General features: G+C 62.4%; 24 protein-coding genes. 16 read left to right on the top strand and 8 right to left on the bottom strand.

Features of this window, described 5'->3' with window-relative positions:
- Position 1: 1 nt before the first annotated feature.
- Positions 2–448: a winged helix-turn-helix transcriptional regulator gene (locus IB254_RS19830; RefSeq protein ID WP_192418993.1), complete on the bottom strand. Its 447-nt coding sequence runs from the start codon at positions 446–448 to the stop codon at positions 2–4.
- 94 nt (positions 449–542) lie between these two features.
- Between IB254_RS19830 and IB254_RS19825 the strand changes: the two genes are divergently transcribed.
- The gene (locus tag IB254_RS19825; protein WP_192418991.1) at positions 543–1,748 is read left to right on the top strand and encodes an MFS transporter; all 1,206 of its coding nucleotides are present in this window, start codon (positions 543–545) and stop codon (positions 1,746–1,748) included.
- On the opposite strand, the gene IB254_RS19820 is transcribed toward IB254_RS19825, so the two are convergent.
- Positions 1,745–2,293, bottom strand: coding sequence for a cytochrome b (locus IB254_RS19820; RefSeq protein WP_192418989.1), 549 nt, complete (start codon positions 2,291–2,293; stop codon positions 1,745–1,747). The genes IB254_RS19825 and IB254_RS19820 overlap by 4 nt on opposite strands.
- Positions 2,290–3,375 carry a catalase family peroxidase gene (locus IB254_RS19815; protein ID WP_192229207.1) on the bottom strand — a complete coding sequence of 362 codons (1,086 nt, stop codon included), beginning with the start codon at positions 3,373–3,375 and terminating at the stop codon, positions 2,290–2,292. Before IB254_RS19815 ends, IB254_RS19820 begins: the two co-directional genes overlap by 4 nt.
- A 158-nt stretch (positions 3,376–3,533) precedes the next feature.
- Between IB254_RS19815 and IB254_RS19810 the strand changes: the two genes are divergently transcribed.
- Positions 3,534–4,040 carry a sigma-70 family RNA polymerase sigma factor gene (locus IB254_RS19810; RefSeq protein WP_032832617.1) on the top strand — a complete coding sequence of 169 codons (507 nt, stop codon included), beginning with the start codon at positions 3,534–3,536 and terminating at the stop codon, positions 4,038–4,040.
- Entirely contained in the window at positions 4,037–4,789 is a 753-nt protein-coding gene (locus IB254_RS19805; protein WP_192229206.1) for an anti-sigma factor family protein, read from the top strand. Before IB254_RS19810 ends, IB254_RS19805 begins: the two co-directional genes overlap by 4 nt.
- Before the next feature lie 184 nt (positions 4,790–4,973).
- Here IB254_RS19805 and IB254_RS19800 read toward each other — a convergent pair whose 3' ends face one another.
- On the bottom strand, positions 4,974–5,810 hold the full coding sequence (locus IB254_RS19800) for an IclR family transcriptional regulator (RefSeq protein ID WP_008031920.1): 837 nt from the start codon (positions 5,808–5,810) through the stop codon (positions 4,974–4,976).
- A 242-nt stretch (positions 5,811–6,052) separates the two neighbouring features.
- Between IB254_RS19800 and IB254_RS19795 the strand changes: the two genes are divergently transcribed.
- From IB254_RS19795 to IB254_RS19755, 9 genes are all read left to right on the top strand, one after another.
- Positions 6,053–7,072, top strand: coding sequence for an ABC transporter ATP-binding protein (locus IB254_RS19795; RefSeq protein ID WP_192418987.1), 1,020 nt, complete (start codon positions 6,053–6,055; stop codon positions 7,070–7,072).
- The gene (locus IB254_RS19790; RefSeq protein ID WP_008041222.1) at positions 7,069–7,938 is read left to right on the top strand and encodes an ABC transporter permease; all 870 of its coding nucleotides are present in this window, start codon (positions 7,069–7,071) and stop codon (positions 7,936–7,938) included. The genes IB254_RS19795 and IB254_RS19790 overlap by 4 nt, the downstream gene beginning before the upstream one ends.
- A 6-nt stretch (positions 7,939–7,944) precedes the next feature.
- Complete coding sequence (locus IB254_RS19785) at positions 7,945–8,739, top strand: ABC transporter permease (RefSeq protein WP_008031926.1); 795 nt, start codon at positions 7,945–7,947, stop codon at positions 8,737–8,739.
- Between the two features lie 7 nt (positions 8,740–8,746).
- Positions 8,747–9,037 (top strand): (2Fe-2S)-binding protein, encoded by a 291-nt coding sequence (locus IB254_RS19780; RefSeq protein WP_192418986.1) that lies wholly within the window; start codon positions 8,747–8,749, stop codon positions 9,035–9,037.
- A gap of 1,078 nt (positions 9,038–10,115) precedes the next feature.
- Positions 10,116–11,471 (top strand): NAD(P)/FAD-dependent oxidoreductase, encoded by a 1,356-nt coding sequence (locus IB254_RS19775; protein ID WP_192418985.1) that lies wholly within the window; start codon positions 10,116–10,118, stop codon positions 11,469–11,471.
- Entirely contained in the window at positions 11,468–12,583 is a 1,116-nt protein-coding gene (locus IB254_RS19770; protein WP_192418983.1) for an NAD(P)/FAD-dependent oxidoreductase, read from the top strand. Before IB254_RS19775 ends, IB254_RS19770 begins: the two co-directional genes overlap by 4 nt.
- Before the next feature lie 18 nt (positions 12,584–12,601).
- A complete protein-coding gene (locus IB254_RS19765) occupies positions 12,602–13,648 on the top strand; it encodes an ABC transporter substrate-binding protein (protein WP_192418982.1) in 1,047 nt (348 codons plus the stop codon).
- Between the two features lie 197 nt (positions 13,649–13,845).
- The gene (gene zapE, locus IB254_RS19760; RefSeq protein WP_192418980.1) at positions 13,846–14,976 is read left to right on the top strand and encodes a cell division protein ZapE; all 1,131 of its coding nucleotides are present in this window, start codon (positions 13,846–13,848) and stop codon (positions 14,974–14,976) included.
- Positions 14,977–15,178: 202 nt separating this feature from the next.
- The gene (locus IB254_RS19755) at positions 15,179–16,480 is read left to right on the top strand and encodes a protein kinase (RefSeq protein WP_192418978.1); all 1,302 of its coding nucleotides are present in this window, start codon (positions 15,179–15,181) and stop codon (positions 16,478–16,480) included.
- Between the two features lie 108 nt (positions 16,481–16,588).
- On the opposite strand, the gene IB254_RS19750 is transcribed toward IB254_RS19755, so the two are convergent.
- Positions 16,589–17,293, bottom strand: a complete 705-nt coding sequence (locus tag IB254_RS19750; protein WP_008029612.1) for a YebC/PmpR family DNA-binding transcriptional regulator — start codon at positions 17,291–17,293, stop codon at positions 16,589–16,591.
- Between the two features lie 219 nt (positions 17,294–17,512).
- Here IB254_RS19750 and IB254_RS19745 point away from each other — a divergent pair, with 219 nt between their 5' ends.
- On the top strand, positions 17,513–18,841 hold the full coding sequence (locus IB254_RS19745) for a type VI secretion system Vgr family protein (protein ID WP_192418976.1): 1,329 nt from the start codon (positions 17,513–17,515) through the stop codon (positions 18,839–18,841).
- Here the strand turns inward: IB254_RS19745 and IB254_RS19740 are convergent, their stop codons facing one another.
- Entirely contained in the window at positions 18,842–20,239 is a 1,398-nt protein-coding gene (locus IB254_RS19740; RefSeq protein WP_177318886.1) for an FAD-dependent oxidoreductase, read from the bottom strand. It lies immediately after the preceding gene.
- Positions 20,240–20,243: 4 nt separating this feature from the next.
- Complete coding sequence (locus IB254_RS19735) at positions 20,244–21,569, bottom strand: MFS transporter (protein ID WP_192418974.1); 1,326 nt, start codon at positions 21,567–21,569, stop codon at positions 20,244–20,246.
- 268 nt (positions 21,570–21,837) lie between these two features.
- On the opposite strand from IB254_RS19735, the gene IB254_RS19730 reads away from it, so the two are divergent.
- The gene (locus tag IB254_RS19730) at positions 21,838–22,710 is read left to right on the top strand and encodes a LysR family transcriptional regulator (RefSeq protein WP_008029617.1); all 873 of its coding nucleotides are present in this window, start codon (positions 21,838–21,840) and stop codon (positions 22,708–22,710) included.
- A gap of 107 nt (positions 22,711–22,817) precedes the next feature.
- On the opposite strand, the gene IB254_RS19725 is transcribed toward IB254_RS19730, so the two are convergent.
- Positions 22,818–23,681, bottom strand: a complete 864-nt coding sequence (locus IB254_RS19725) for a LysR substrate-binding domain-containing protein (RefSeq protein ID WP_192418972.1) — start codon at positions 23,679–23,681, stop codon at positions 22,818–22,820.
- A gap of 109 nt (positions 23,682–23,790) precedes the next feature.
- On the opposite strand from IB254_RS19725, the gene IB254_RS19720 reads away from it, so the two are divergent.
- Both IB254_RS19720 and phnX read left to right on the top strand, forming a co-directional pair.
- A complete protein-coding gene (locus tag IB254_RS19720) occupies positions 23,791–24,900 on the top strand; it encodes a 2-aminoethylphosphonate--pyruvate transaminase (protein ID WP_192418970.1) in 1,110 nt (369 codons plus the stop codon).
- A 135-nt stretch (positions 24,901–25,035) separates the two neighbouring features.
- Positions 25,036–25,863, top strand: coding sequence for a phosphonoacetaldehyde hydrolase (gene phnX / locus IB254_RS19715; RefSeq protein ID WP_008040487.1), 828 nt, complete (start codon positions 25,036–25,038; stop codon positions 25,861–25,863).
- Positions 25,864–25,949: the final 86 nt, after the last annotated feature.

The raw sequence follows: 25,949 nt of genomic DNA, 5'->3' as shown, positions 1-25,949 counted from the left end.
CTCATTCGGCCGCCACTCGCACACAATCCTCCGGCCCCAGCAATCGCCCGTCCTCGGCGCGCAATTCCAATGGCCGCACCGGTCGACCGTTGTCGCGGTCAACCACCCGTGAATGCGTCTCCCCGTCCTCATAAAAAAACGCCTCGCCCCACTGCCGCAAGCCGATGATCAGCGGAAACAGGCCTTTGCCCTTCTCCGTCAGCACGTATTCCTGATACGCGCTGCCATCCGACGCCGGCACCAGATCGAAAATCCCGTGGCTCACCAACGTGCGCAATCGTGCCGAGAGAATGTTCTTCGCCATGCCCAGGTTGCGTTGGAACTCACCGAACCGGCGAATGCCGTCGAACGCATCGCGCACGATCAGCAACGACCACCAATCGCCGATGGCATCCAGTGAACGGGCCACCGGGCATTCGGCGCTCTCCATGCTTGTACGCTTGGCCATGCCTGCGCTCTCGAAAACAAATGTGGTTGCAATATAAAACCAGCTTACTTACCGTACAACTGGTTTTATTTAGAAACCACTTTAGGAGCCCGGCATGAAGCCCACTCAAACAACACTCAGCAGCGGCGTCGTGTTGCTGTTCGCCGTCGCCTGCGGACTGGCCGTCGGCAACGTGTACTACGCGCAACCCTTGCTCGATGCGATGGCCGAGGCGTTTGCCATGGACCCCGCCACTATCGGCATCGTCGTCACGCTCACCCAGATCGGTTACGGCGTCGGATTGTTGTTGCTGGTGCCGCTCGGTGATCTGCTGAACCGCCGACGCCTGATCGTCACGCAAACCCTGTTGTCGGCGCTGGCGTTGTTGATGATTGCGTTAGCCTCGAACAGCACCTGGCTGTTGCTCGGGATGACATTGACCGGGTTGTTGGCGGTGGTCACCCAAGTGTTGGTGGCCTACGCCGCGACATTGGCCATCCCGGCGCAGCGTGGGCGTGTGGTCGGCGTGGTCACCAGCGGCATCGTCGTCGGCATTTTGCTGGCGCGGACGGTGGCAGGCGGCATGGCCGATCTGGCCGGCTGGCGTTCTATTTATCTGTTGTCGGCGGGGTTGACCCTGGTGATGGCTTTGCTGCTGTTGCGTGTGCTGCCTAAACACGAGAACACGCAACCGGCCAGTTCCTATGGCGCGTTACTCGGCTCGGTGTTCACGTTGTTCAAGGAAGAACCTGTGCTGCGTCAACGGGCGGTACTCGCATTGCTGACCTTCGCCAGTGCCATGGTGCTGTGGACGCCCATGGTGTTGCCGCTGAGCGCCCCGCCGCTGTCGTTGTCCCACACGCAAATCGGCTTGTTCGGGCTGGCCGGCGCTGCCGGAGCACTGGCCGCCGCGCGTGCCGGGCATCTGGCTGATCGTGGTTTGGGTCAGTGGGTCAGCGGTTTGTCATTGTTGTTGATGCTGGCCTCCTGGCTGCCGATCGCGCTGACTCAATCCTCTTTGTGGGCCCTGTTGTTGGGCGTGATCACCCTGGATCTGGGTTTGCAGGCCGTGCACGTGACCAGCCAAAGCATGATCTACAGCGTGCGCCCCGAAGCGCAAAGCCGCCTCACTGCGGGGTACATGCTGTTTTATTCGATTGGTAGCGCGCTGGGGTCGATCGGCTCGACGGCGATGTACGCCTGGGCCGGGTGGCTGGGGGTATGCCTGTTGGGTGCGGGGATTAACGCCGTGGCATTGGGTTACTGGTGGCTGACGCTGAAAAGTGGCGCACCCGAACGATGCGCCACACAAGCCGGTTAACCGCGGTCCTTGTTGCCCCGCAGCATGCTGTCGAGCACATCATCACGCCGTACCCAACCGTGAAACAACGCCGCCGCCAGATGCAGCAGCACGGTCAGAAACAGCAGGTACGCCAGATACCCGTGCGCCTTGCGCAGGAACGCAAACACCTGCGCATTGGCTGGCACAATCGACGGCAACTGCAATGAACTGCTGAGCATCACCGGGTCGCCCGCTGCCGAAATCATCGCCCAGCCGAGCAGCGGCAGGATCAACATCAAGGCATACAGCAAGACATGCGAAGCCTTGGCCGCCAGCGCTTGCCAGCCCGGCAGGTCTGCCGGCAAAGGAGGTTGCCGGGTGGAAAAGCGCACAGCGAGGCGCACGATCACCAGCAACAGAATGGCGATGCCCAGCGGTTTGTGCAGATGGATCAGCCACTCGTGCCGCTCAGAGACGGAAGCGGCCATGCCCGCGCCGATAAACAGCATGGCAATGATCATCAGCGCCATCAGCCAGTGCAGCAGTCGGGCCAGCGGCGCGAAGTGGTTCGGTTGGTTGCTCATTGTTGAGCCTCCTGTTTGGCGGCGGGCAACTGACTGACTTCACTGGTGCGGCGCAAGTAGGAACTGGCGTAACCGGCGGAGCGAGCGGCGAGCAACGGGTCGTCGGAACCTTCGATACCGGCGGGCAATACCAGCGGGTCGTAGTTGATGTCCCGGCATTCGCCATTGAGCTGCGGCTGGGTGCTTTCGAGCACCAGCGTGCCGGCGTTCACCACTTTGCGACCGTCGGGCCAGGCCTTGCTGGCGTCGTTGACCGGATCACCGGGGTTGGCCAGCGTGATGTTCAACTGCCAACGCAGCGGCCCCAAGGCAATCCGTTGAAGCAGGTCTTTTTCGAGGAAATCGCCACCCTCCGGCGCCGTGGCACCTGCCGCGTCCTGCACCAACGGCACCATGCTCCAGCGCACCGCTTGCTTTTGCCCGGCGGCGTTGACTAGGTAAAACGCATTGACGCTGTTATAGGTTTCCGTCACGTAACTGGCGGACGGCTTGGCGGTTTTGATCCAGGCCAGGAACGGCCCGGCCTCCGGGTGCGCCCCAAAGAATGCCGGCACCGCTGCCGGGTTCGGTTTGCCGGTGGCCGGGTCCGGCGACTGGGCTTGCTGCAATTGATAGAACGCCTCGGGTGTACCCACCGGGAACACCGGCATGCTGTTCATCCCGGTGCGCCACTGTTGGCCGTTGGCCTGGGTGAAGCGCAGCGCCAGGCTGCGGATCGGCACGGCGCTGTCCGGCGCATAAGGGTTGCCCGCCGGCAACGCGAAACGCCCGACCACCGGGGTCCGCGCCTCATTGAACACCTGAGCGCTGGAATAGCTGCGCGCCTCGCCGCTGCTCTCGAAATGCCCGATCACGCACACGCCTTTGGAGTGATTGCGCCGGAAGCCCGGGTGCACGCCGTTGTTGGTTTCCAGCACGTTGATCAGCTTTTTCGGGGTCAGTCGCTGTGGGTCAAAGGTGCCGTTGACGTAGGCAAATGCCCCGGCCACTGCAGCGACCACCACGGCAATACCGGCCAGACGCAACGTCAGGCTCGCGGCACTCAAGGGGGGCCGGGTGGGCGGTGATGAGCGATCTACCATGAAAGACTCCAGGGCCATCGGCCACAAGTGAGAAGGATCAAGCAGACGAACCCCGCGAACGTTTATTCCATCGTGCGGTATTTATTTTTTCAGGCGTGGAATAACCTTCAGTGCCGGGCGTCTCTCTAGTCCACAGCGTAGTGACTAGCCAGAACTTCATGAACGAGATCGACGAACAACTCAGAGAAATCATTCCCGGATTGCGCCGGTTTGCCGTGTCGTTGACGCGCAACCCCAGCAGCGCCGACGATCTGGTGCAGTCGTGTCTGGAGCGGGCGCTATCGAGTTGGGGCGACAAACGCCCCGAAGGCGACTTGCGCGCCTGGCTGTTTTCGATTCTGTATCGGCAATTTCTCGACGCTCACCGGCGCTCCCGGCGTTATGCGCGGATGCTCGAATTCTTTACCGGACGGGACGATACCCAACCGTCGGTGGAGCGCACCGTGATCGCCCAATCGACCCTGCAAGCCTTCGATCAGCTCGGCACCGAACAGCGTGCGCTGCTGCTTTGGGTGTCGGTCGAAGGCCTGAGTTACAAGGAAGTCGCCGAGATTCTCGACGTCCCCGTCGGCACCGTCATGTCGCGCCTGTCCCGCGCCCGCCAGGCCTTGCGCCAACTCAGCGACGGCGAAATCACCCGCCCTTCCCTGCGGAGACTCAAATGATCAGCATGCCCCCGAGCGAGCGTGACCTGCACGCGTATGTGGACCACCAGCTCAATGATGACGACCGACGTCTGGTAGAGACTTTTCTGGCCGGCAACGTGGAAATATCCGCACAGGTTCGCGCCTGGCAGCAGGACGCCCAGCAACTGCGCGCGGCCCTGAGCGGTGCGTTGCAGCAACCCGCCAACCCGGCCCTCGACCCGGCGCTGATTCGCCAACGCCTCAAACGCCAATCACGCCGCCATCTGGCCAGCGCCGCGGTGTTGCTGATTGCCGTGAGCATCGGCGGCTTCAGCGGTTGGAAGGCGCGGGAGATGACCCTCCTCAGCGCGGCGGCGCCGATGGCCGACGCGATGCAGGCTTATCGGCTGTTTGCCCAGCAAGGCATGCTGCCGGCCGATTACAAGGTCAGCGATGACGGCGATATGCAGGGCTGGCTCGACCGCTATTTCACGCAGGCCCATCGCTTGCCGGACCTTTCCGGCGCGGGGTTCAAACCGGTCAGCGGGCGCTTGCTCAGCACTGAGCAAGGGCCGGCGGCGATGGTGGTTTATGAGGATCGCAGCGGGCATAAAGTCAGCTTCTACGTGCGCCCGCCGGGTCCGAAAAACTTTCTGCTGCCGAGGGGTAGTCGCAGTGACGGCGGGTTGCAGGCTGAGTACTGGTCCGGCAGCGGTTACAACTACGCGATGGTCAGCCCGAGCGATACGCCGACGGCGCAGATGCTCAAGCAAACCGTGCAGTTCTAGGTCCCCCTGTAGGAGCCGGCTTGCCGGCGATAGCGGTGTATCAGTCACCATTAATTTGACTGACACACTGACCACCCCTTGTAGGAGCCGGCTTGCTGGCGATGGCGGTGTGTCAGTCACCATTGATTTAACTGACCCACCGCCATCGCCAGCAAGCCGGCTCCTACAGGGGATTTGTGTGGTTTCAGCTTTGGCCGAAGACTTGGGACGGCCGCCGCAACAACGGATCAAACGGATTGATCCGCGGCCCGATCAGCGCTGCTTCGCGCTTGAGCATCTCCACCACTGTCGGCAAGCGATCCGGGCCCAGCCGATCACTCACAGTGGCCACACTCAACGCCGCCACCGCTCGCCCCTCGCGATCCAGAATCGGCACCGCCACGCCGGCCATGCCTTGCAGCACGCCGGTGTTGCGCCCGGCGTAACCGAGGGCGCGCACGTTCTCGACTTCCGAACGCAGGAACACCTCGTCGTACAGGTGAAAATCCTTCAGCCGCGGCAGGTTGTAATGGATCACCGTGTCGCGCTCCTCTTCCGGCAGGAACGCCAGGATCGCCAGACTGCCCTGGCCCACGCCCAGCGCCACCCGCCCGCCGATGTCACCGGTAAAGGTGCGAATCGGAAACGGCCCTTCACTGCGGTCCAGGCAGATCGCATCAAACCCGCTGCGCGCCAGTAGAAACAATGAATCCCCCAGCGAAGCCGACAACCGCAGCAACGACGGCCGCACCAGTTCGCGCAGGTTTCCGGTATTGCCGGCACGCGCCGCCAGCGCAAAAAAATCCAGGCTCAGGCGATAGCGTTTGCTGCGAACGTCCTGCTCGACCATGCCCTCGTCCATCAGGCTGCGCAGCAAACGGTGCGTGGTCGGTTGCGACAAACCGATGCGCTGGGCCAGTTGCGTCACGCGCTCCCCGCCCTCGACGGTGTCACCCAGACTGCGCAGCACCGCAAACAGCCGGGAGACCGCACCGACGCCGACTTCATTTTTGTTTTCATTCCGTTCAATGGAATCAGTCATGCCATTTCTCGACAATTAATTTACTCACCGAATGAAACTGAAAATAGTCATCGCTTCAGTGAAATAGGCCATTGAGCCCATCCTAGTCTTCGTCCTAATCTGCGTCCACAGGGGCGATTCGAACAACAGCGGCAGCCGACCCAAGTCGAGCGCCAACGCACCCCGCAACACCCTTTCGTATCTGCCCATACAAAAAAGCGCGACCTCAGGCCGCGCATAACAATCTCAGGTGGAGCGCAGTTATGGCTTTTGTGCAACTTGAAGGACTCGGCAAACGTTACGGCGACATCGACGCCGTCGTCGCCACCCACCTCTCGGTCGAGAAAGGCGAGTTCGTGTCCCTGCTCGGCCCTTCCGGCTGTGGCAAAACCACCACCCTGCAAATGATCGCCGGCTTCGTCGAAGTCACCAGCGGGCGCATTCTGCTGGACGGTCGCGACATCACCCACGCCAAACCCGCCAGCCGTGGCTTGGGCGTGGTGTTCCAGAGTTATGCGTTGTTTCCGCACATGACCGTCAAAGACAACGTCGCCTTCGGCCTGCGCATGCGCAAAGTGCCCAACGGCGAGTTGCAGCAGCGCGTGGATCGGGTGTTGAAACTGGTGCGTCTGGACCAGCACGCAGAACGTTACCCACGCGAACTGTCCGGTGGCCAGCGCCAGCGTGTGGCGCTGGCCCGCGCCCTGGTGATCGAGCCGCCGGTGCTGCTGCTCGACGAGCCGCTGTCCAACCTCGACGCCAACCTGCGCGAAGAGATGCAATTCGAGATCCGCCGCATCCAGCGCGAAGTCGGGATCACCACGTTGATGGTCACCCATGACCAGTCCGAAGCGCTGTCCATCAGCGACCGCGTGGTGGTGATGCAGGCCGGGCGCATCACCCAGATCGACGCGCCCTACACCCTTTACGAACACCCGCGCACCGAGTTCATTTCCGGCTTCGTCGGCAAGGCCAATCTGTTGCCCGGCGAACGAGACAGTGCGGGTGTGGTTCAGGTGCGCAGCGGCGGTGAACTGACCCTGAGCCTGCGTCCGGAAAAAATCGATCTGCGGGACAAAGATCACGGCCGCCTGCAAGGCAGGATCGTCAGCCGCTTCTTTCTCGGCAGCCAATGGTTGTACGGCGTTTCGACCAGCCTCGGCGAACTCAGCGTGGTGCGCCGCAACGACGGCTCGGCACCGCTGAACGAAGGCACACCGGTCGGCCTCGACTGGGACACGGCGCTGCTGCGGGTGCTGAGTGTCGACGAGGTGTCGGCATGAGTACGCTCGTGGCTGTTCGCCAGGGACGTCAGGGCTATTTGTTGTCGGCACCGGCGCTGGCGCTATACGTCTGCCTGCTGGTGATCCCGCTGCTGCTGACGCTGGTGTTGTCGTTCAACGTCTTCGACTACAGCTCGGGCATCAACGGCGACGCCTACACCGTCGACCATTACAGCAGTCTGCTGGGTGATCCGTACTTCTACGAAATCTTTTTGCGCACGTTCTGGATCAGCGCCCTGACCACCCTGCTCTGCGTGGTGATCGGCGTGCCCGAGGCTTACATCCTCAGCCGCATGGGAGCGCCATGGCGTTCGATTTTCTTGATTCTGATCCTCACGCCGTTGCTGATTTCGGTGGTAGTGCGCGCCTTCGGCTGGAGCCTCTTGCTCGGCGCCGACGGTCTGGTCAACCAGACACTGCAAGCCTTCGGCGGCTCACCGATGAAGCTGTTGTACACGCCGTTCGCGGTGGTGATTGCACTGGTTCACGTGATGTTGCCGTTCATGATCATTCCGGTCTGGACCTCGCTGCAAAAACTCGACCCGGCCGCCGAACAAGCAGCGATGTCGCTGGGTGCCAGTCACTTCACGGTGATGCGCCAGGTGGTGTTGCCGCAAATCATGCCCGGCGTGCTGTCCGGCACGTTGATCGTGTTCGGCCTCGCGGCCAGCTCCTTTGCCATTCCCGGCCTGCTCGGCGGGCGGCGGATCAAGATGGTCGCCACGCTGATCTACGACCAGTACCTGTCGGAGCTCAACTGGCCGATGGGCGCCGCCATCGCCGTCGCGCTGCTGTTGCTCAACCTGCTGATCATGCTGTCGTGGAACCGGATGATCGAAGGCCGCTACAAGAAGTCATTGGGATAACTCGTCATGTCCAAGAACGGTCCTTTCGCCCTGCTGTTCCATACCCTGGTGGTGGTGTTCATGCTGGCGCCGCTGGTGGTGGTCTGCCTCGTGGCGTTCACCCCGGAAAACACCCTGAGCCTGCCGACCACGGAGTTTTCCCTGCGCTGGTTCCGTGCGGTGTTCGAGCGTGCCGACTTTGTCGATGCGTTTTACAACAGCCTGATCCTGGCGTTCTGCGCGGCCAGCCTGGCGACGCTGATTGCGGTGCCGGCAGCGTTGGCAATCACCCGTTTCGAGTTTCCCGGCCGGGACTTTTTCAATGGCCTGTTTCTGTCGCCGATCATCATTCCGCATCTGGTGTTGGGCGTGGCACTCCTGCGCTTGTTTGCGCTGATGGGCGTCAACGGCAGCTTCGCCTGGCTGATCTTTGCTCACGTGCTGGTGATCACGCCGTATGTGCTGCGACTGGTGCTGGCCTCGGCCATTGGCCTGGATCGCAGCGCCGAACACGCGGCGCAATCACTGGGTGCCGGGCGCTTCACGCTGTTCCGCCAAATCACCTTGCCGATGATTTTGCCGGGGGTCGCCGGGGGCTGGCTGCTGGCGTTCATCAACAGTTTTGACGAGGTGACGCTGTCGATCTTCGTCACCTCGCCGGCCACGCAAACCTTGCCGGTGCGCATGTACGTGTACGCCACTGAATCCATCGATCCGATGATGGCGGCGGTGTCGGCCCTGGTGATCGCGCTGACCGCGCTGACGATGATTCTGCTTGATCGGGTCTACGGCCTGGATCGGGTTCTGGTGGGTAAACAATGAGGGCGCCATGGCTCTGCTGAAACGACTGGCCGAAGGCGACCGCCCGGCCGTGAACTTTACCCTCGACGGCGCACCGGCCAGCGGGCTGCTCGGCGACACCGTGCTGACCGCCGTGCTGACCTGCAGCGAACACTTGCGCGGCAGCGATTTCAGCGCACAGCCCCGCGCCGGGTTTTGCTTGATGGGCGCGTGCCAGGACTGCTGGGTCCGCCTGGGCGATGGCCGGCGAGTGCGCGCGTGTTCGACGCTGCTAGAAGCCGGCGAAGACATCAGCCGCGAACCGGGGCGATCGCTATGAACACACATTACATCTCCCCAACCCGAATCCCCTGTAGGAGCGAGCCTGCTCGCGATGGCGGCGTATCAGCCGACATAAATGTTGGATGTAAGGCCCCCATCGCTAGCAAGCCAGCTCCTACAGGGGATCTGTGCCGGGCACAAAATTCGCGACCAACCCCAATCAACTGTAGGAGCCGGCTTGCTGGCGATCGCGGTGTATCAGCTGACATCGATGTTGGATGTGAGGCCGCCATCGCTAGCAAGCCAGCTCCTACAGGGGAGCTGTGTCCAGCACAAAATTCGCGACCAACCCCAATCCACTGTAGGAGCCGGCTTGCTGGTGATCGCGGTGGGTCAGCTGACATGAATGTTGGATGTGAGGCCGCCATCGCTAGCAAGCCAGCTCCTACAGGGGAGCTGTACCGAGCACAAAATTCGCGACCAACCCCAATCAACTGTAGGAGCCGGCTTGCTGGCGATCGCGGTGTATCAGCTGACATCGATGTTGGATGTGAGGCCGCCATCGCTAGCAAGCCAGCTCCTACAGGGGAGCTGTGTCGGGCACAAAATTCGCGACCAACCCCAATCAACTGTAGGAGCCGGCTTGCTGGCGATCGCGGTGCATCTGTCGACATGGATGTTGAATGTGAGGGCCTCATCGCCGGCAAGCCAGCTCCTACAGGGGATCTGTGCCGAGCACAAAATTCGCGACCAACCCCAATCCACTGTAGGAGCCAGCTTGCTGGCGATCGCGGTGGGTCAGCCGACATGGGTGTTGGATGTGAGGCCGCCATCGCCGGCAAGCCAGCTCCTACAGGGGATCTGTGCCGAGCACAAAATTCGCGACCAACCCCAATCCACTGTAGGAGCCAGCTTGCTGGCGATGGCGGTGGGTCAGTCGACATGAATGTTGGATGTGAGGCCGCCATCGCTAGCAAGCCAGCTCCTACAAGGGAGCTGTGTCGAGCACAAAATTCGCGACCAATCCCAATCCACTGTAGGAGCCGGCTTGCTGGCGATAGCGGTGGGTCAGCCGACATGGGTGTTGGATGTGAGGCCCTGTTCGCGAGCAGGCTCGCTCCTGCAGGGGGTTGGGTATGAAGTCGGTGGTTATTGTGGGTGCCGGGCCGGCCGGGATTCGTGCGGCGCAGACGCTGGTGGCGCATGGTGTGCGCCCGGTTTTGCTGGACGAAGCCGCGCGCGGTGGCGGGCAGATTTATCGGCGGCAGCCAGCGAACTTCAAGCGCTCGGCGGTCAAGCTGTATGGCTTCGAAGCGCGCAAGGCGAAAGCCTTGCACCAGACGATTGACGAGTTGCGCGAGCAGCTCGATTACCGTCCTGAAACCCTGGTGTGGAACGCCGAGGCCGGCGCGCTCGACACCTTGCACGAGCAGCGCGCCGCACGCTTGGAGTTCTCTCGGGTGATCGTCGCCACGGGCGCCACCGACCGGGTTTTACCGGTGCAAGGTTGGACGCTGCCTGGCGTCTACAGCCTTGGCGCTGCGCAGATCGCCCTGAAATTCCAGGGCTGCGCCATCGGTGAACGCGTGGTGTTCGCTGGCAGTGGACCGTTGCTGTATCTGGTGGCGTATCAATACGCCAAGGCCGGCGCGAACGTGGTCGCGGTGCTCGACAGCTCGCCGTTCAGCGCCCAAGCCCGCGCCCTGCCCGATCTGTTGGCGCAACCGGCCACATTGGCCAAAGGCATCTATTACCGCAGCTGGCTGACCGCTCACGGCATCCCGGTGCATCAGGGGGCAACCTTGAAACGCATCGATGGCGAACACCGCGTGCAGTCGCTGCGTTGGTCCAACTCAAACCGTGAGCATCAACTGGACTGCGACGCCGTGGCATTCGCCCATGGCCTGCGCAGTGAAACCCAACTCGCCGACTTGCTCGGCTGCGCATTCGCCTGGAACCCGCTCAACCGCGCCTGGCTGCCGCAGCGTGACGGCGCCGGTCGCAGCAGTGTCGCCGAGGTTTATCTGGCCGGCGACGGCGCCGGCATCATGGGCGCCGACGCGGCGGAAATGGCCGGCGAACGGGCCGCCCTCGCCTTGCTCGAAGACATGGGTCACGTGGTTGCGCCCAAGCGTGGCGTGCAACTGGAGCAGGCACTTGAACGAATCGATAGCTTTCGCCAAGGCCTGGAACGCGCTTTCGTGTTTCCACAAAACTGGGCGGCCGATACGCCGGACGACGTGATGGTCTGCCGCTGCGAAGAAGTGCGCGCCGGTGACATCCGCGACGTCGTGCGCGAGGGCCATTGGGAAATCAACCGGGTCAAGGCCCATTGCCGGGTCGGCATGGGTCGCTGTCAGGGGCGCATGTGTGGCGCTGCCGCCGCAGAAATCATTGCCTGCGCCAGTCAGCGAAACGTCTCTGACATCGGCCGCCTGCGGGCGCAGGCACCGATCAAACCGTTGCCGTTTGGTCTGGAGGTCGAGCCATGATCGAGGTCGATGCAGTGATCATTGGCGGCGGCATTGTCGGTGCCTCCGCCGCGCTCTTCCTGAGCAAGGCCGGGCGTCGCGTGGCGCTGCTGGAACGCGATTTTTGCGGTTCGCACTCCAGCGGCGTGAACTACGGCGGCGTGCGGCGACAGGGCCGACCGTTGTCGCAACTACCGCTGTCGCAACAGGCTCACGAAATCTGGGGGCAGTTGCCGCAGTTGATCGGCATCGACGGTGAGTACCAGCGCAGCGGCCACTTGAAACTGGCGCGCAGCCTCAACGACCTGCGCGCATTGCAGGACTATGCCGCCAGCAGTCAGGGTTTCGGCCTCGACTTGCAGGTGCTTGATCGCAATGAATTACGCAGGCGTTTTCCGTGGGTCGGCGACGTCGCGGTCGGCGCTTCGTTTTGCCCGGATGACGGTCACGCCAACCCACGACTGGTTTCACCCGCGTTTGCCCGGGCAGCACAGCGCCACGGCGCGCAAGTCCACGAACAATGCGCGGTGAGCGCCGTGGAGCACGACGGCCAGCGCTTTCGCGTCAGCACGCAAAACGGTTTAGAGCTGCACTCCCCTTGGCTGCTGAACTGCGCTGGCGCATGGGCCGGCAGCCTTGCCGCGCAGTTCGACGAAGCGGTGCCGATGCACGCCGGGCACCCGGCGATGTTGGTCACCGAACCCTTGCCATGGGTGATGGATGCCAGCACCGGCGTCGAGGGCGGCGGTATTTATGCGCGTCAGGTCGCGCGCGGCAATTGCGTGTTGGGCGGCGGCCAGGGGTTTGCCCTCGACGGCGCGCGCGCCCGCCCCGGTCAACACGCGGTGATCGAAATCCTGCGCCAAGCCGTGGAGCTCTATCCGTTTCTTGAAGGCGCCCAGGCGATTCGTACCTGGAGCGGCACCGAAGGTTACTTGCCCGATCGCCAACCGGTGATCGGTCACAGTGGCACTCAACCCGGTCTGTTGCACGCGTTCGGCTTTGCCGGCGCAGGTTTCCAGATCGGTCCGGCGGTGGGTCAGGCGCTCACCGAGATCATCTGCAGCGGCGCCTCAACCACGTCGCTGGATGCGTTTTCCATCACCCGGTTTCACTCCATCTCCGTTGCTTGATAGAGGAAGGTCGCGCCAATGAATAACGTCAAACGCACTGCACTGCTCGGACTTTCGTGCCTGAGCGCCCTGCTCACGGTTACCCAGGCCCAGGCCGAACCGACGCTTTACCTCGGCATGAACGGCGGGACCATGGAACGGCTCTACGCCGACAAGGTGCTGCCGGTTTTCGAGAAGGCCAACAACGTCAAAGTGGTGATCGTGCCCGGCACGTCCGCCGATATTCTGGCCAAGGTCCAGGCCAGCAAAGGCAACCCGCAAATGCACGTGATGTTCCTCGACGACGGCATCATGTACCGCGCCATCGCCATGGGCCTGTGCGACAAACTCGAAGACAGCCCGACCCTGGCGCAGATTCCGGCCAAGGGCCGCATCAAGGACCAGGCCGTGGCGGTCAGCCTTGGCGTCACGGGACTGGCGTACAACACACGGTTGTTCAAGGAAAAAGGCTGGGCGACGCCGACCTCGTGGATGGACATGGCCGACCCGCGCTTCAAGGACAAACTGGTGTTCCAGTCGATGGCTTCTTCGACCTTCGGCCTGCACGGTTTCCTGATGTTCAACCGGATTCAGGGCGGCAGCGAAACCGACGTCGAGCCGGGCTTCAAGGCGTGGCCGAACACCGTCGGGCGCAACGTGCTGGAATACATTCCGAGCTCGGCGAAGATTTCCGAAATGCTCCAGACCGACGAAGCGGCGCTGTTCCCGCTGACGCCGACCCAGGTCACCGCGCTGAAACTCAAAGGCATGCCGGTCGAATATGCGCAACCGAAGGAAGGCGCAGTGGTGCTCAACGTTGCCGAATGCGCCATCGCCAACAACACCCAGCCGCAACTGGCGCAGAAACTCGCCGCGTTTCTGCTGACCCCCGAGGCGCAAGCCGCTGCACTTGAAGATGGCGATCAGATCCCGTCCAACCCGAACACCCCGACCACGGACAAGACCCGGGGCCAGGTCGAAGCGATGAAGCAGTATCTGACGACGGCGATTGCCATCGACTGGGACCAGGTCAACGAACAGCGCCCGGCGTGGAATGCGCGGTGGAATCGTAGTATCGAGCGGTAGTTCACTATCGAGCCAACACAACAAAACCCTGTGGGAGCGGGCCCGCTCCCACAGGTTTGGCGCTCCCCCCACCTCCAGCATCACACTGCCCAATTGCGCCCCGCACTTGTCGACACAACTGGAAGCAAATTTCCTCATTTGGTTACACTACACCGCCGCAGCTCGGGGAGCCTGCCTGACGATTACGGGGTGACACAGTGGCCGTTCGACCGCCCAACCGTTCGCGATTCACACCACGCTGGCCCGCGCTGCGCCGCCTCTTCGGCAAGGCATCGACCGCTTCCGCCGCTCATTCAGCGACGGGGCGCGTAATCCACGACTACTTCCGGCACAAGGCCCATGCACAGGGTTACACCCTCAGCCACAGCCAGCAGCGCGTAATCGACTGCATGGCGCAGCACGCCGCGGCACTGCTCGGCACTTCGGCGAAAACGCTGCCGGGCCTGTATCTGTACGGCGCCGTGGGGCGTGGCAAGAGCTGGTTGCTCGACGGCTTTTTCCAGGCGCTGCCGATCGCGGAAAAACAGCGCCTGCACTTCCACGAGTTTTTCGCTCGACTGCACCAAGGCATGTTCAGTCATCGCGATCACCCGGATGCGCTGGCGACGACGCTCGACGACTTGCTGAACGATTGCCGCGTGCTGTGTTTCGACGAGTTTCACGTCCACGACATTGGCGACGCGATGCTCATCGCGCGGCTGTTCAAGGCTCTGTTTCGCCGAGGCATTCTGCTGCTGGTGACCTCCAATTACCCGCCTGAGGGCTTGCTGCCAAACCCGCTCTACCACGCGCGCTTCAAACCGGTGATCGACCTGATCAATGCGCGCATGCAAGTCATGGAAGTCGGCGGCCCGCACGACTATCGCAGTCAGGCGAGAACCCACGCCCAGCAGTTGTTTACCCAGGGTCACTACGTCTGGCCGGCTACGCTGGCGCAACGTCAGGCACTGAACCTGCCCGGGCCCGACGCGCCATCCATTCCTTTGCCCGTCGGCAACCGGCATCTCCCAGCCCGATATTGCGCAGGACGCACCATCGGTTTCACCTTCGGCGATCTGTGCGACCACCCCACGGCGGTCATGGATTACCTGGAGCTGTGCCGACGTTTCGACCACTGGATCATCGATAAACTGCCCAACCTCGCCGACTGCTCGATTGCCGCGCAGCAGCGTTTCATCAATCTGGTGGACGTTCTATACGACCAGGACAAGCACCTGATCCTGCTCGGCCACCGCTCGTTGCGCGAAAGCCTGGGCGGCGATGCCATTGACCTGGCGCGCACCCGCAGTCGATTGGGACAGTTGATGGAAGTCAGGGAGACGGCCTGAACCCAGTTCTTGCGGCGCAGCACCCAACGCCATCGCGAGCAGGCTCACTCCCACAGTTGACCGCGTACATCCAGATAACTTGGTCTACTGTGGGAGTGAGCCGGCTCGCGATAGCGGTCTGACAACCACCCGGGTTTTACCGCTATCATGTCGCCCTTTATCGGGCCTCGCGCCCTACCTTCGATCAATAGCGAATCTGATCATGGATACCCTTGCCCAACTGCGCGCCGGCCTGCTGGCTGGCACCACTCGCCTGGACCTGGCCGCCGACCTGACGGAGTTCCCCCGGGAAATCCTCGACCTGGCGGATTCGCTGGAGGTGCTCAACCTCAGTGGCAACGCGTTGCGCAGCCTGCCGGACGACTTTCATCGCCTGACCCGTTTGCGCGTGTTGTTCTGCGACCGCAACCAGTTCAGCGAACTGCCCGCCTGCCTCGGCCAGTGCCCCGCACTGACCATGGTCGGTTTCAAGGCCAACCGTATCGAAACCGTACCTGGCGCCGCGCTGCCGCCGTTGTTGCGCTGGTTGATCCTGACCGACAACCGCATCAGCGAATTGCCGACCGAACTGGGCGAACGCCCGTATCTGCAAAAACTGATGCTGGCCGGTAACCGCCTGCGGTGCTTGCCCCAGAGCCTGAGCAATTGCCATCGCCTCGAGCTGACCCGCATCGCCGCCAACCAGTTTACCGAGTTGCCATCCTGGTTGCTGACCCTGCCGAGCCTGACCTGGCTGGCCTATGCCGGCAATCCGCTGGAAACCGAAGCCGATGCCGCCGCGCTCGATGCCACGCCGACGATTCCCTGGTCACAGCTGAGCCTTGAACAGAAGCTGGGTGAAGGCGCTTCCGGCGTCATTCATCAGGCGTTGTGGAAGCAGGCAACGCCGGTCGCGGTCAAACTCTACAAGGGCGAAATGACCAGCGATGGCTCGCCGCTGCATGAAATGAACGCCTGCATCACCGCCGGCCTTCACCCCAACCTGATCCGGGTCGAAGGACGGATTGTCGAGCATCCGCAGGCCCAGGCCGGGTTGGTCATGGAGTTGATCGACCCGAGCTATCGCAACCTCGCCGGGTTGCCGAGCCTGGAATCCTGCAGCCGCGATGTCTACGCCAGCGATACCCGGTTCAGCGCCGACGTGGCCTTGCGGATCGCCTGTGGCATCGCGTCGGTGGCCGAGCATCTGCACCGCCAGGGCATCACCCACGGCGACCTCTATGGCCACAATATTCTATGGAACGAGCACGGCGATTGTCTGTTGGGGGACTTTGGCGCAGCGTCTTTCCACGCGACCGAGGACAGCCTTGAAACCCGTGCATTGCAGCGGATCGAGGTGCGTGCGTTTGGCGTTCTGTTGGGGGAACTGCTGGAGCGGATCGACTCGGGGCTGAGTGATCAGGCGCGTGTGAAGCTGGAGGATTTGCAGCAACGTTGCTGCCAGCCGAAAGTGCTGGCGCGGCCGGGGTTCAGCGAGATTGTGCGGGAATTGAACAATCGGTGACCGCTGCGCGGTCAATCGCTAGCAGGCTAGCTCCCACAATTGACCGGTGTTCACAATCCAGTGTGGGAGCTAGCCTGCTAGCGATGGCGGTATCACTGAAGCAACAAATTACCCAGCCAGACCGACAAACATGTCCTGCACATCATCGTGGTTGTCGAGGCCTTCCAGGAACGCTTCAACCTCAGCCATCTGCTCGTCGCTCAGGCCGCTGACCGGGTTCTTCGGCTTGTAGCCCAGCTTCGCCGACAACACGGTGAAACCCTGCTCAGGCAAGGCTTTCTGCACCGAATCCAGATCGGTCGCTTCGGTGATGAACAGAGTAGCGCCGTCATCGGCAGGTTCGAAATCCTGTGCGCCGGCTTCGATAGCGGCCATTTCCGGATCGGCATCCGGGCTGTCCGGGGACGCCTCGATCATGCCCACATGGTCAAAGTCCCAGGCGACGGAACCGGAGGCGCCGAGCTGGCCCTTGCGGAACGCGACGCGGATTTCAGCGACGGTGCGGTTGATGTTGTCGGTCACGCATTCAACGATCAGCGGCACCTGGTGCGGCGCGAACCCTTCGTAAGTCACGCGATGGTATTGCACGGTTTCGCCGAGCTGGCCGGAGCCCTTCTTGATCGCACGTTCCAGGGTTTCGCGGGGCATCGACGCCTTTTTGGCCTGTTCAACCACCAGACGCAGGTGTGCGTTGGTGGCGGTATCGGCACCGTTACGCGCAGCAATGGTGATTTCTTTCACCAGTTTGCCGAAGATCTTGCCCTTGGCGTTGGCTGCCGCTTCTTTGTGTTTAACCTTCCACTGTGCGCCCATTACTCACTCTCTTATCTATGGCGCCGAGACATCTATTGGCCGACGCTTTGCGCAAGTTTATACGGCCTAAAGTTGGCAATCGACCAAAAAATCCATCCTGTCGAATCGACTTCTTCACCGCTGGTTGTAGGGCGATTCTGAAACGTCGATTTGCGGTGACCATAAAGGCCCACGGTTTCGTACCCTCTGTGCCCGTACTCCCTGGCAGAAGCGCGATCGATGCACAACGACAAGGAAAGTCCCTTCACCCTGACACTGCTGGACGCCGATTTGAGTTGGCAGGTGGTTCAGTTCAGTGGCCATGAAGCGCTCAACCAGCCCTATCGATTCGATATCGAAGTGATCGGCCTGTCACCGGCGATGAGCCCGGATCGCCTGTTGCAACAACCGGTGTTCCTCAGCCTGACGCAAGGCCTTGGTATTCATGGCGTCGTCCACAGCGCCAGCCACGAACATCGCGGCCCGCACTGGATCGGGTACAGATTGGTGGTGGTGCCCTGGCTGCAAAATCTCGACCGGCAGCATTGCCGACGGGTGTTTCATCAACTCAATGTGCCAGCGATCCTGCGCCAGTTACTCGCAGAAAACTCAGTGCCCGAAGACAGCTATCGTTTCGAACTGCCGAACGGGCGTTATCCCGCCAGGCCGTTTTGCATTCAGTTTGACGAGAGCGACCTGACGTTCCTGCAACGTCTGTGCGAAGAAGAAGGCATCCACTATCACTTCGAACATCAATGCGACGGCCATGTGCTGGTGCTCGCGGATGACTGCCTGAGTTTCCCCCAGGAACCGCTGCTGACGCCGTTTCATGGCGACACCCCCGAGCACGCGAACGAGCCGGTGATCAACGAACTGTTCCAGCGGCACACCTCGCCGCCACTCTGCGCGCCCCCCGCCCCGCCACCGCTCGATCGCGAACGGCTCAGCCGCCGGATACTCGAGCGCTTGCGCTGTCTGCATCGGCAGATACAGGGTCAAAGCAATCACAGCGAATTGCGCAGCGGACGCATCGTGCAAGTGTCGGAACATCCGTTGCAGAACTTCAACGATCAATGGCTGCTGACCGAGCTCCGTCATCAGGGACAGCAACCGTCGATACTCGCCCCGGCCACCTCTGACATGAGCCGGCGTTACAGCAATCAGTTCACCGCCATTCCGTGGTCAACGGTGTTCCGCCCCGCGCTGACACACGCCAGGCCCGGCATTCCGGGCTTCCAGACGGCGCGGGTGCTCGGCCCGGCCGGCCAGCCTGCGGTGCTGGATGAACAAGGCCGGATACAGGTCAGATTGTGGCCCACCCCAGAGTCCGATGACGATGAATCCCCCGGCCTTTGGCTACCCCTGGCTCTCGCAACAGCGGACGGTCGGATCGATCCGTCGAAGCTGCCGGTCGCCGGCACCGAGGCGCTCATCAGTTTTCTCGACAGCGATCCGGACCGCCCGGTGTTGTGCGCGACGGCGAGCCATCCGCCAGCGCCTCGAACCACGCGACAACCACGCGGTGATGACCGGCTGCTGCTTGATTGGCTGATCAACCGTCAGGCCTGATCAGCCCTTGTCCGCCTTGCCCGCTGCCGCCGCGAATTTCGCCAGGCGCACGTCCAGATGCCGTGGCCGACGCCCGTGATCTTCGGCGCGCTCCTTGCGGCGGATGGCGTTGCGCACCATCAGCGAACCGAGGTAGCGAATCGGCTCCGGCGGAAAGAAGCCCAACGGACCGTTGACCAGCGGTGAACGGGTCCAGGCATTGTCGAGCCCCTGAACCATCGAAGCGAGAATCTGCCCACCCATGTGACAGGGCCCGACCCCGCTGCCGGAATAACCGAAGCCGTAGAACACATTCCCGTGGGCGCTCATCTGGCCGAAGAACGGTAAACCGGTGACCGAGCGATCCGACGGACCGTTCCACGTCGCTTCGACTTTGACCTCGGCAAACGCCGGAAAAAACTCGCTGAGGCTGTGCTGCAACAGGCCTGCATAGGGCGATGGCTGATCGAACACCGGCAGCATCCGGCCACCGTAGGCAAACGTGTTGCCGCCCTTGCCGAGCATGATCCGGCCGTCCGGGGTGTTGTGGTAGTAGTGCACGAAAATCCGTGAATCGAGCACCGTGACACCGCTGGTCAAACCGATCTGGTCGAGCAGGTCCGGCCGTGGTTCGGTGATCAGCATGTCGCTGGAGACAATCGCCACGCTGCGCTCGAACTGCGGGAACGCGCGGGCCATCCACGCGTTCATCGCCAGCACCACCCGGTCCGCGCGGACAGTGCCGTGCGGGGTCTGGATCCCTGCCGGTTTGCCCTCCTCCAGTCCGGTCATCGCGGTGTTCTCATGAATCCTCACGCCCAACTGCAACGCCACCCGGCGCAAACCGCGCACCAGCTTGCCCGGTTGCACGCTGGCGGCGGCCGGTGAGAACCAGCCTTCCAGGTGTTTTCGGGAACCGGCCATGCGCTGCACATCCGCGACCGGCCGTTGCGTGAACGAGTTGATGCCGTGGCGTTCGAGCGCAGCGATCACCGCGTCGGTCGAGCCGCATTGGGCGCGGTTGGTCGCGGTGTAGAGCGTGCCGTCGAGGCGGTAATCGGCGTCCACGCCGTACTGTTCGCAGAAGGTGCCGATCGCATGAATACTGCGCTCGGATTCCTTGACCAGCCGCACCGCCTCTTCGACGCCGAACAACCTTTCCAGGGTGAAATACTTGGCCGACCACGACAGCGCACAACCGCCGTTGCGGCCGCTGGCGCCGGCACCGCAGATGTCGGCTTCGATCAGCAACACATCCAGTTCCGGGTTCTGCTCCTTGAGCATGATCGCAGTCCACAAACCGGTGTAGCCACCGCCGACGATGCAGACATCGGCGCGGGTGTCGCCGGGCAAAGGTTCGCACGGCGCGCACGACTCAGCCGCCAGCGCCTGTTCCAGCCAGAAAGGTCTCATCGGTATTTCCTCAGGTACGCAGGGGTTTGACGCTCATCGGCCGGTTCGGCACGAATGCAGTTTCGCCACGCAGGCCAGCCGGGCGGCTATTCCAGTAGGGGATCAGCACCAGCGCTGAAAACAAGGCGCAGCCGGCGAAGATAATGAACACGGTGACCGAGTCGAAGTAGCCCGGCAGCAAACCGCCGAGGATCGCCCCGACCGAGCCGCAACCGTTGACGAAGCCCGCCGACGTGGCGCCGGCCTTGGCGGTGCCGAAATCGATGGCCGCCGCGCCGCTGATCATCGAGTCAGGTCCGTACAGGGTCAGGCCCATCACGAACAGCAGCGCCACCACCAGCATCACACTGCCGGTGTGCAAGGCGCCCATGAACAACGCCAGCGAAATGGTCAACGCAAGCAAACTGATCACGCAGGCCGGCATGCGTCGGGCGCCGAACAGTTTGTCCGAGGCCAGCCCGAGCAGGATCGGCCCGAGCAACCCGGCCAGTTCGAACGCCGTCGGGATGATCGCCGCACCGACCTTGCCCACGGTTGGCATCTGCTCGAAAACGATCACCGGCCCCCACAACAGAATCGCGTAGCGCGCCGGTTTCAGCAGGAAGTACGCGAGCCCGAGAACCAGCACCGTGCGGTTGCGCAGGATTTCCTTCAGCGGTTCCAGCACGCTGATCTTGCTTTGCGCATGCGCCTCCTCGGCGGTCAGCGCAGGCTCGGGTTCCACCGCCGGCAAGCCAACGTCTTGCGGTTTGTTGCGTTGAAAAATAAAAAACAGCACGGCGACCAGCCCAACCACCGCCGCACTGGAAATGAACGCCGCATGCCAGGAGCCGATGAGCGTATACGCCCACCAACCGGCAAACGGCGAAGCCACGAGCCCGCCGAAGGCATAGCAGGAACTCCATAACCCGAGCACCCGACCGCGCTGTTCGGCGGGGAAGAAACTGCCGATGTTCTTGCAGAGCCCCGACCATCCCGTGGACTGGGCCAGGCCTTGAATCAACATGCAGGTGGCGAAAATCGGTAACGTCGCGAAGCTGCCCATCACCAGCGCCGCCGCAGCGGAAATCAGCAACCCGCCGAGCACCACGACCCGTGGGCCAAAGCGGTCGGCGAGGATGCCCCAAGTGAATTGCCCGATGGCGTACGCAGCGAGATAGATAGCGTCGAGGTTGGCCATGGCCATTTTGTCGAGGGTGAACGTGGGGTCTTCGGCGATCCCCAGTTTGGCCACGGAAAAGGCTTTGCGGGTGAAGTAGAAAGCGGCGTAGGCGAGCCAGGTGATCGCGAAGATCTGCACGCGCCAACGCTTGATGGTGCCGATGTGCTTGTTCATTGTGGTTCTGACCTCAGGGTGTGAGTGTGCCGGCAGAATTGGAAGAAAACGCCTGTGTTTTTTATTGTTGAGCACTGCGATATCGCTGCGTCCCTTTGGCGATACCGGTCAGATGAGTCCTGCAATTGCACGCGCAGGCTCATGGTCACGGAGGCTGTTCGACTGACCAGTCACCGCGACTGGAGCCGATAAAAACAATTACTGATTAATAAGTGAAATCGATTTATCGTATTTCCAATATAAGCCCAGCTTGTTACTGGAGGTTTCGATGTCGGTTTCCCACGCCCAGCTCAAAGCCTTCCATGCCGTGGCTGTTCACGGAAGCTTCACCAAAGCCGCCGAGCGGCTTTTTCTCACGCAACCGGCGATTTCCGACCAGGTGCGCAAGCTCGAAGAGCGCTTCGGGGTGTTGCTGTTCCACCGCAACAAACGTTCGGTGCGCCTGACCGATCTGGGTGAACGCTTGTTGAGCATTACCCAGCGATTGTTCGTCATCGAAGCCGAGGCGCAGGAGTTACTTCAGGACTCGCAGGCGTTGCAGACCGGCAGCCTGATTCTGGCGGTGGACGCCCCGGTGCACGTGCTGCCGCAGATCGCGCGGTTCTGCGAGCGCTACCCCGGCATCAGCGTGAAGATCGAAACCGGCAACACTGATGAATCGCTGTTTCGGCTGTTCAACTATCAGGCTGACCTGGCGTTGCTCGGGCGCGATGTCAGCGATGAACGATTGATCTCGCTGCCGCTGCGCAATGACCCGATGGTGGCGTTTGTTTCGCGCAATCATCCGTGGGCCGACCGCGAGTCGATCTGCCTCGCGGACCTCGACGACACGCCACTGGTGCTGCGGGAAATCGGCTCGGTGACGCGCCAGACGCTGGAGGAGGAAATGGCCGGCGCCGGGTTTCGGATTCGCCCGGCGATTCAGGTCGAAGGCCGGGAGGCGGCGCGTGAGGCGGTGGTCGTGGGGATCGGGGTGGGCGTGGTCTCGGCGGCGGAGTTTGGTGCGGATTCGCGGGTGTGTGCGCTGCCGATCACCGACTGCAAGCGGCGGCTGACGGAAACGCTGGTGTGTTTGCGCGAGCAGAGTTCGCGGCGGGTGGTGGCGACGTTTCTGGAGATGGTGCGCGAGAGTCTGGTGTAGGCAGGTCTGGCCCCTTCGCGGGCAAGTCGGATCGCCGCCCGCTCGCTCCTACAGGTTGCATACGACCTTGTAGGAGCGAGGCTTGCCCGCGATGGCCGCGCCGCGGTCTAACTGACCGGCGCCAACTCGAAAAACGCCTGAATCAAGCGCAAATCCCGCCGCCGCTCCATGCACCCGATCATGTGCCGGTTCACCAACCCCTCGCCAATAATCGGCACCGCCGCCACCCGTGGGTCATGGCTGACCTCCACCGACGACACCACGCCAACCCCCAACTGCGCCGCGACGGCCTCGGTCACCGCCTCGCGACTGTCCAGTTCCAGCAACACCCGAGGGCTCACCTTCGCCTGGGTGCAAGCATCATCGAACGTGCGTCGAGTAATCGAACTCGGTTCGCGCAACACCATGATGACCTGATCCAGTTCCTTCAGCGGCACCCCTTTCGAACGCTGCGCCCAAGCATGCCCCTCAGGCACCAGCGCACAAATCCGCGACTCGCTCAGCGCCTGCAAATGCAACCCTTTGCGCGGTTCAACCTCGGTCAGCACCGCCACATCGGCATGCTCCGACAACAGCGCCGCCAGGGTTTCCTGCGCATTGCCCAGGCGCAGGTTCACGGTGATCCCCGGATACCGCGCGCGCAGGCTCGCGAGCATCGGCATGACCATGTGCGGCCCGTCCGCCGCCACTTCCAGACGCCCGGTGAGCAATTGCCGATTGGCCTCCAGCATCACTTGCGCTTCTTCGGCCAGACCAAACATCGCCCGGGTGATCGCGGCGAGTTTGGTGCCCTCCTCCGTCAGCTCGACCCGACGCGCGGTGCGCCGCAGCAAGGTGATCTGGTAGTGCTCCTCCAACGCCTTGATGTGCCCGGTGACCGCCGGTTGGCTGATGAACAGCCGCGCGGCGGCCCGGGTGAAGCTGCCCTCGCGGGCCACCGCATCGAAGGCGCGGAGCTGGAACAGGTTCATGAATAACCCTCACTGATGGCTGGCATAACAACAAACAATTTGATTGATAGCACGGCAAATTGCAATTTAAGCCCCGTAGCTTCATCCCATCGATTGCGAGGACACGAGAATGAGTACTGCCGAACCCATCCTGCTCACCCCCGGCCCGTTGACGACGTCGGCCCGCACCCGTCAGGCGATGATGGTCGACTGGGGTTCATGGGATGACCGCTTCAATCAACTGACCGCCAGCCTCTGCGAGCAACTGCTGGCGATCATCAACGGCGGCGACAGTCACCACTGCGTGCCCCTGCAAGGCAGCGGCACCTTCGCCGTCGAAGCGGCAATCGGCACGCTGGTGCCTCGCGACGGCAAAGTCCTGGTGCTGATCAACGGCGCCTACGGCAAACGCCTGGCGAAAATCTGCGAAGTGCTCGGCCGTTCCTTCAGCACCTTTGAAACCGCCGAAGACGAACCGACCACCGCCGCCGACGTAGACCGTCTGCTGCGGGCCGACGCCAGCATCACCCACGTCGCGCTGATCCACTGCGAAACCAGCACCGGCATCCTCAACCCGCTGCCGGAAATCGCCCAAGTCATTGCGCAACACGGCAAACGCCTGATCATCGACGCCATGAGTTCCTTCGGCGCGTTGCCGGTGGATGCGCAACAGGTGCCGTTCGACGCGCTGATCGCCGCCTCGGGCAAATGCCTGGAAGGCGTGCCGGGGATGGGGTTTGTCTTCGCTCGAAAAGACGCGCTGGCCAATGCCGCCGGCAACTCGCACTCGCTGGCGATGGACCTGTTCGACCAGCACACCTACATGGCCAAGACCGGCCAATGGCGCTTCACCCCGCCAACCCACGTGGTCGCGGCGCTGCACGAAGCCCTGCTGCAATACAACGAAGAAGGCGGTTTGCCGGCGCGGCATCAGCGCTACGCCGACAACTGCAAAGTGTTGCTCGATGACATGGCCAGGCTCGGCTTGCGCAGCTTCCTGCCCACCGCGATCCAGGCGCCGATCATCGTCACTTTCCACGCACCGAAAGACCCGCGTTACCAGTTCAAGGAGTTCTACGAACGCGTCAAGGCCAAGGGTTTCATCCTCTATCCCGGCAAATTGACCCAGGTCGAAACCTTCCGCGTCGGCTGCATCGGCCACGTCAACCAGGCCGAGATGCACGCGGCGGTGGCGGCGATTGCTGAAGTGCTGCGCGAGATGGAAGTGCTAGAAATCTGAACCACAGGCGCCTCAGCTGTTGTAGGAGCTGGCTTGCCAGCGATGGACTCAACAGCACCGCGCTCATCCAGACAACACGCGTCATCGTTAACGACCTTCGCTGGCAAGCCAGCTCCTACAAGGACATCGATACTCATGAACTACGCAAACCCAACCAAACTGCAAGCCGCCATCCTCGACTGGGCCGGCACCGTGGTCGACTTCGGCTCCTTCGCCCCAACGCAGATTTTTGTCGAGGCCTTCGCCGAATTCGACGTCCAGGTGTCCATCGAAGAAGCCCGTGGCCCGATGGGCATGGGCAAGTGGGATCACATCCGCACACTGTGCGATCAGCCGGCCGTCGCCGAACGTTATCGCAAGGCCTTCGGCCGCACGCCGACCGACGATGACGTCACTGCGATTTACCAACGCTTCATGCCACTGCAAATCGAAAAAATCGCCGAGCACTCGGCGCTGATCCCCGGCGCGCTGGAGACCATCGCCAACCTGCGTGCGCAAGGGATCAAGATCGGCTCCTGCTCCGGCTACCCGAAACAGGTCATGGACAAAGTGGTCGAACTCGCCGCCACCAATGGCTACGTCGCCGATCACGTGGTCGCCACCGACGAAGTGCCCAACGGCCGTCCATGGCCGGCTCAGGCACTGGCCAACGTGATCGCCCTGGGCATCGACGATGTCGCCGCGTGCGTGAAGATCGACGACACCGTGCCAGGCATTCTTGAAGGTCGTCGCGCCGGCATGTGGACCGTGGCGCTGATCTGCTCGGGCAACGCGCTGGGCCTGGACTACGAAGGTTATCGCGCCCTCGGCAGTGACGAGCTGGACAGCGAACGCAAGCGCATCCACGCACTGTTCGAAGGCTCGCGCCCGCACTACATGATCGACACCATCACCGATTTGCCGGCCGTGATCGCCGACATCAACCAGCGCCTGGCCAACGGCGAGATGCCGCAAACCAACTGATTAACCACATTCCCCCCTGTAGGAGCCGGCTTGCTGGCGATGGCGGTGGGTCAGCCCACAAAAAGGTTGCTGACCCACCGCCATCG

This window comes from Pseudomonas sp. PDM03, from assembly GCF_014852385.1.
In the GTDB taxonomy this organism is placed as follows: Bacteria; Pseudomonadota; Gammaproteobacteria; order Pseudomonadales; family Pseudomonadaceae; genus Aquipseudomonas; species Aquipseudomonas migulae.
The sequence above is the reverse complement of the archived record's forward strand: the minus strand, read 5'-3'. Positions and strand labels throughout refer to the sequence as shown.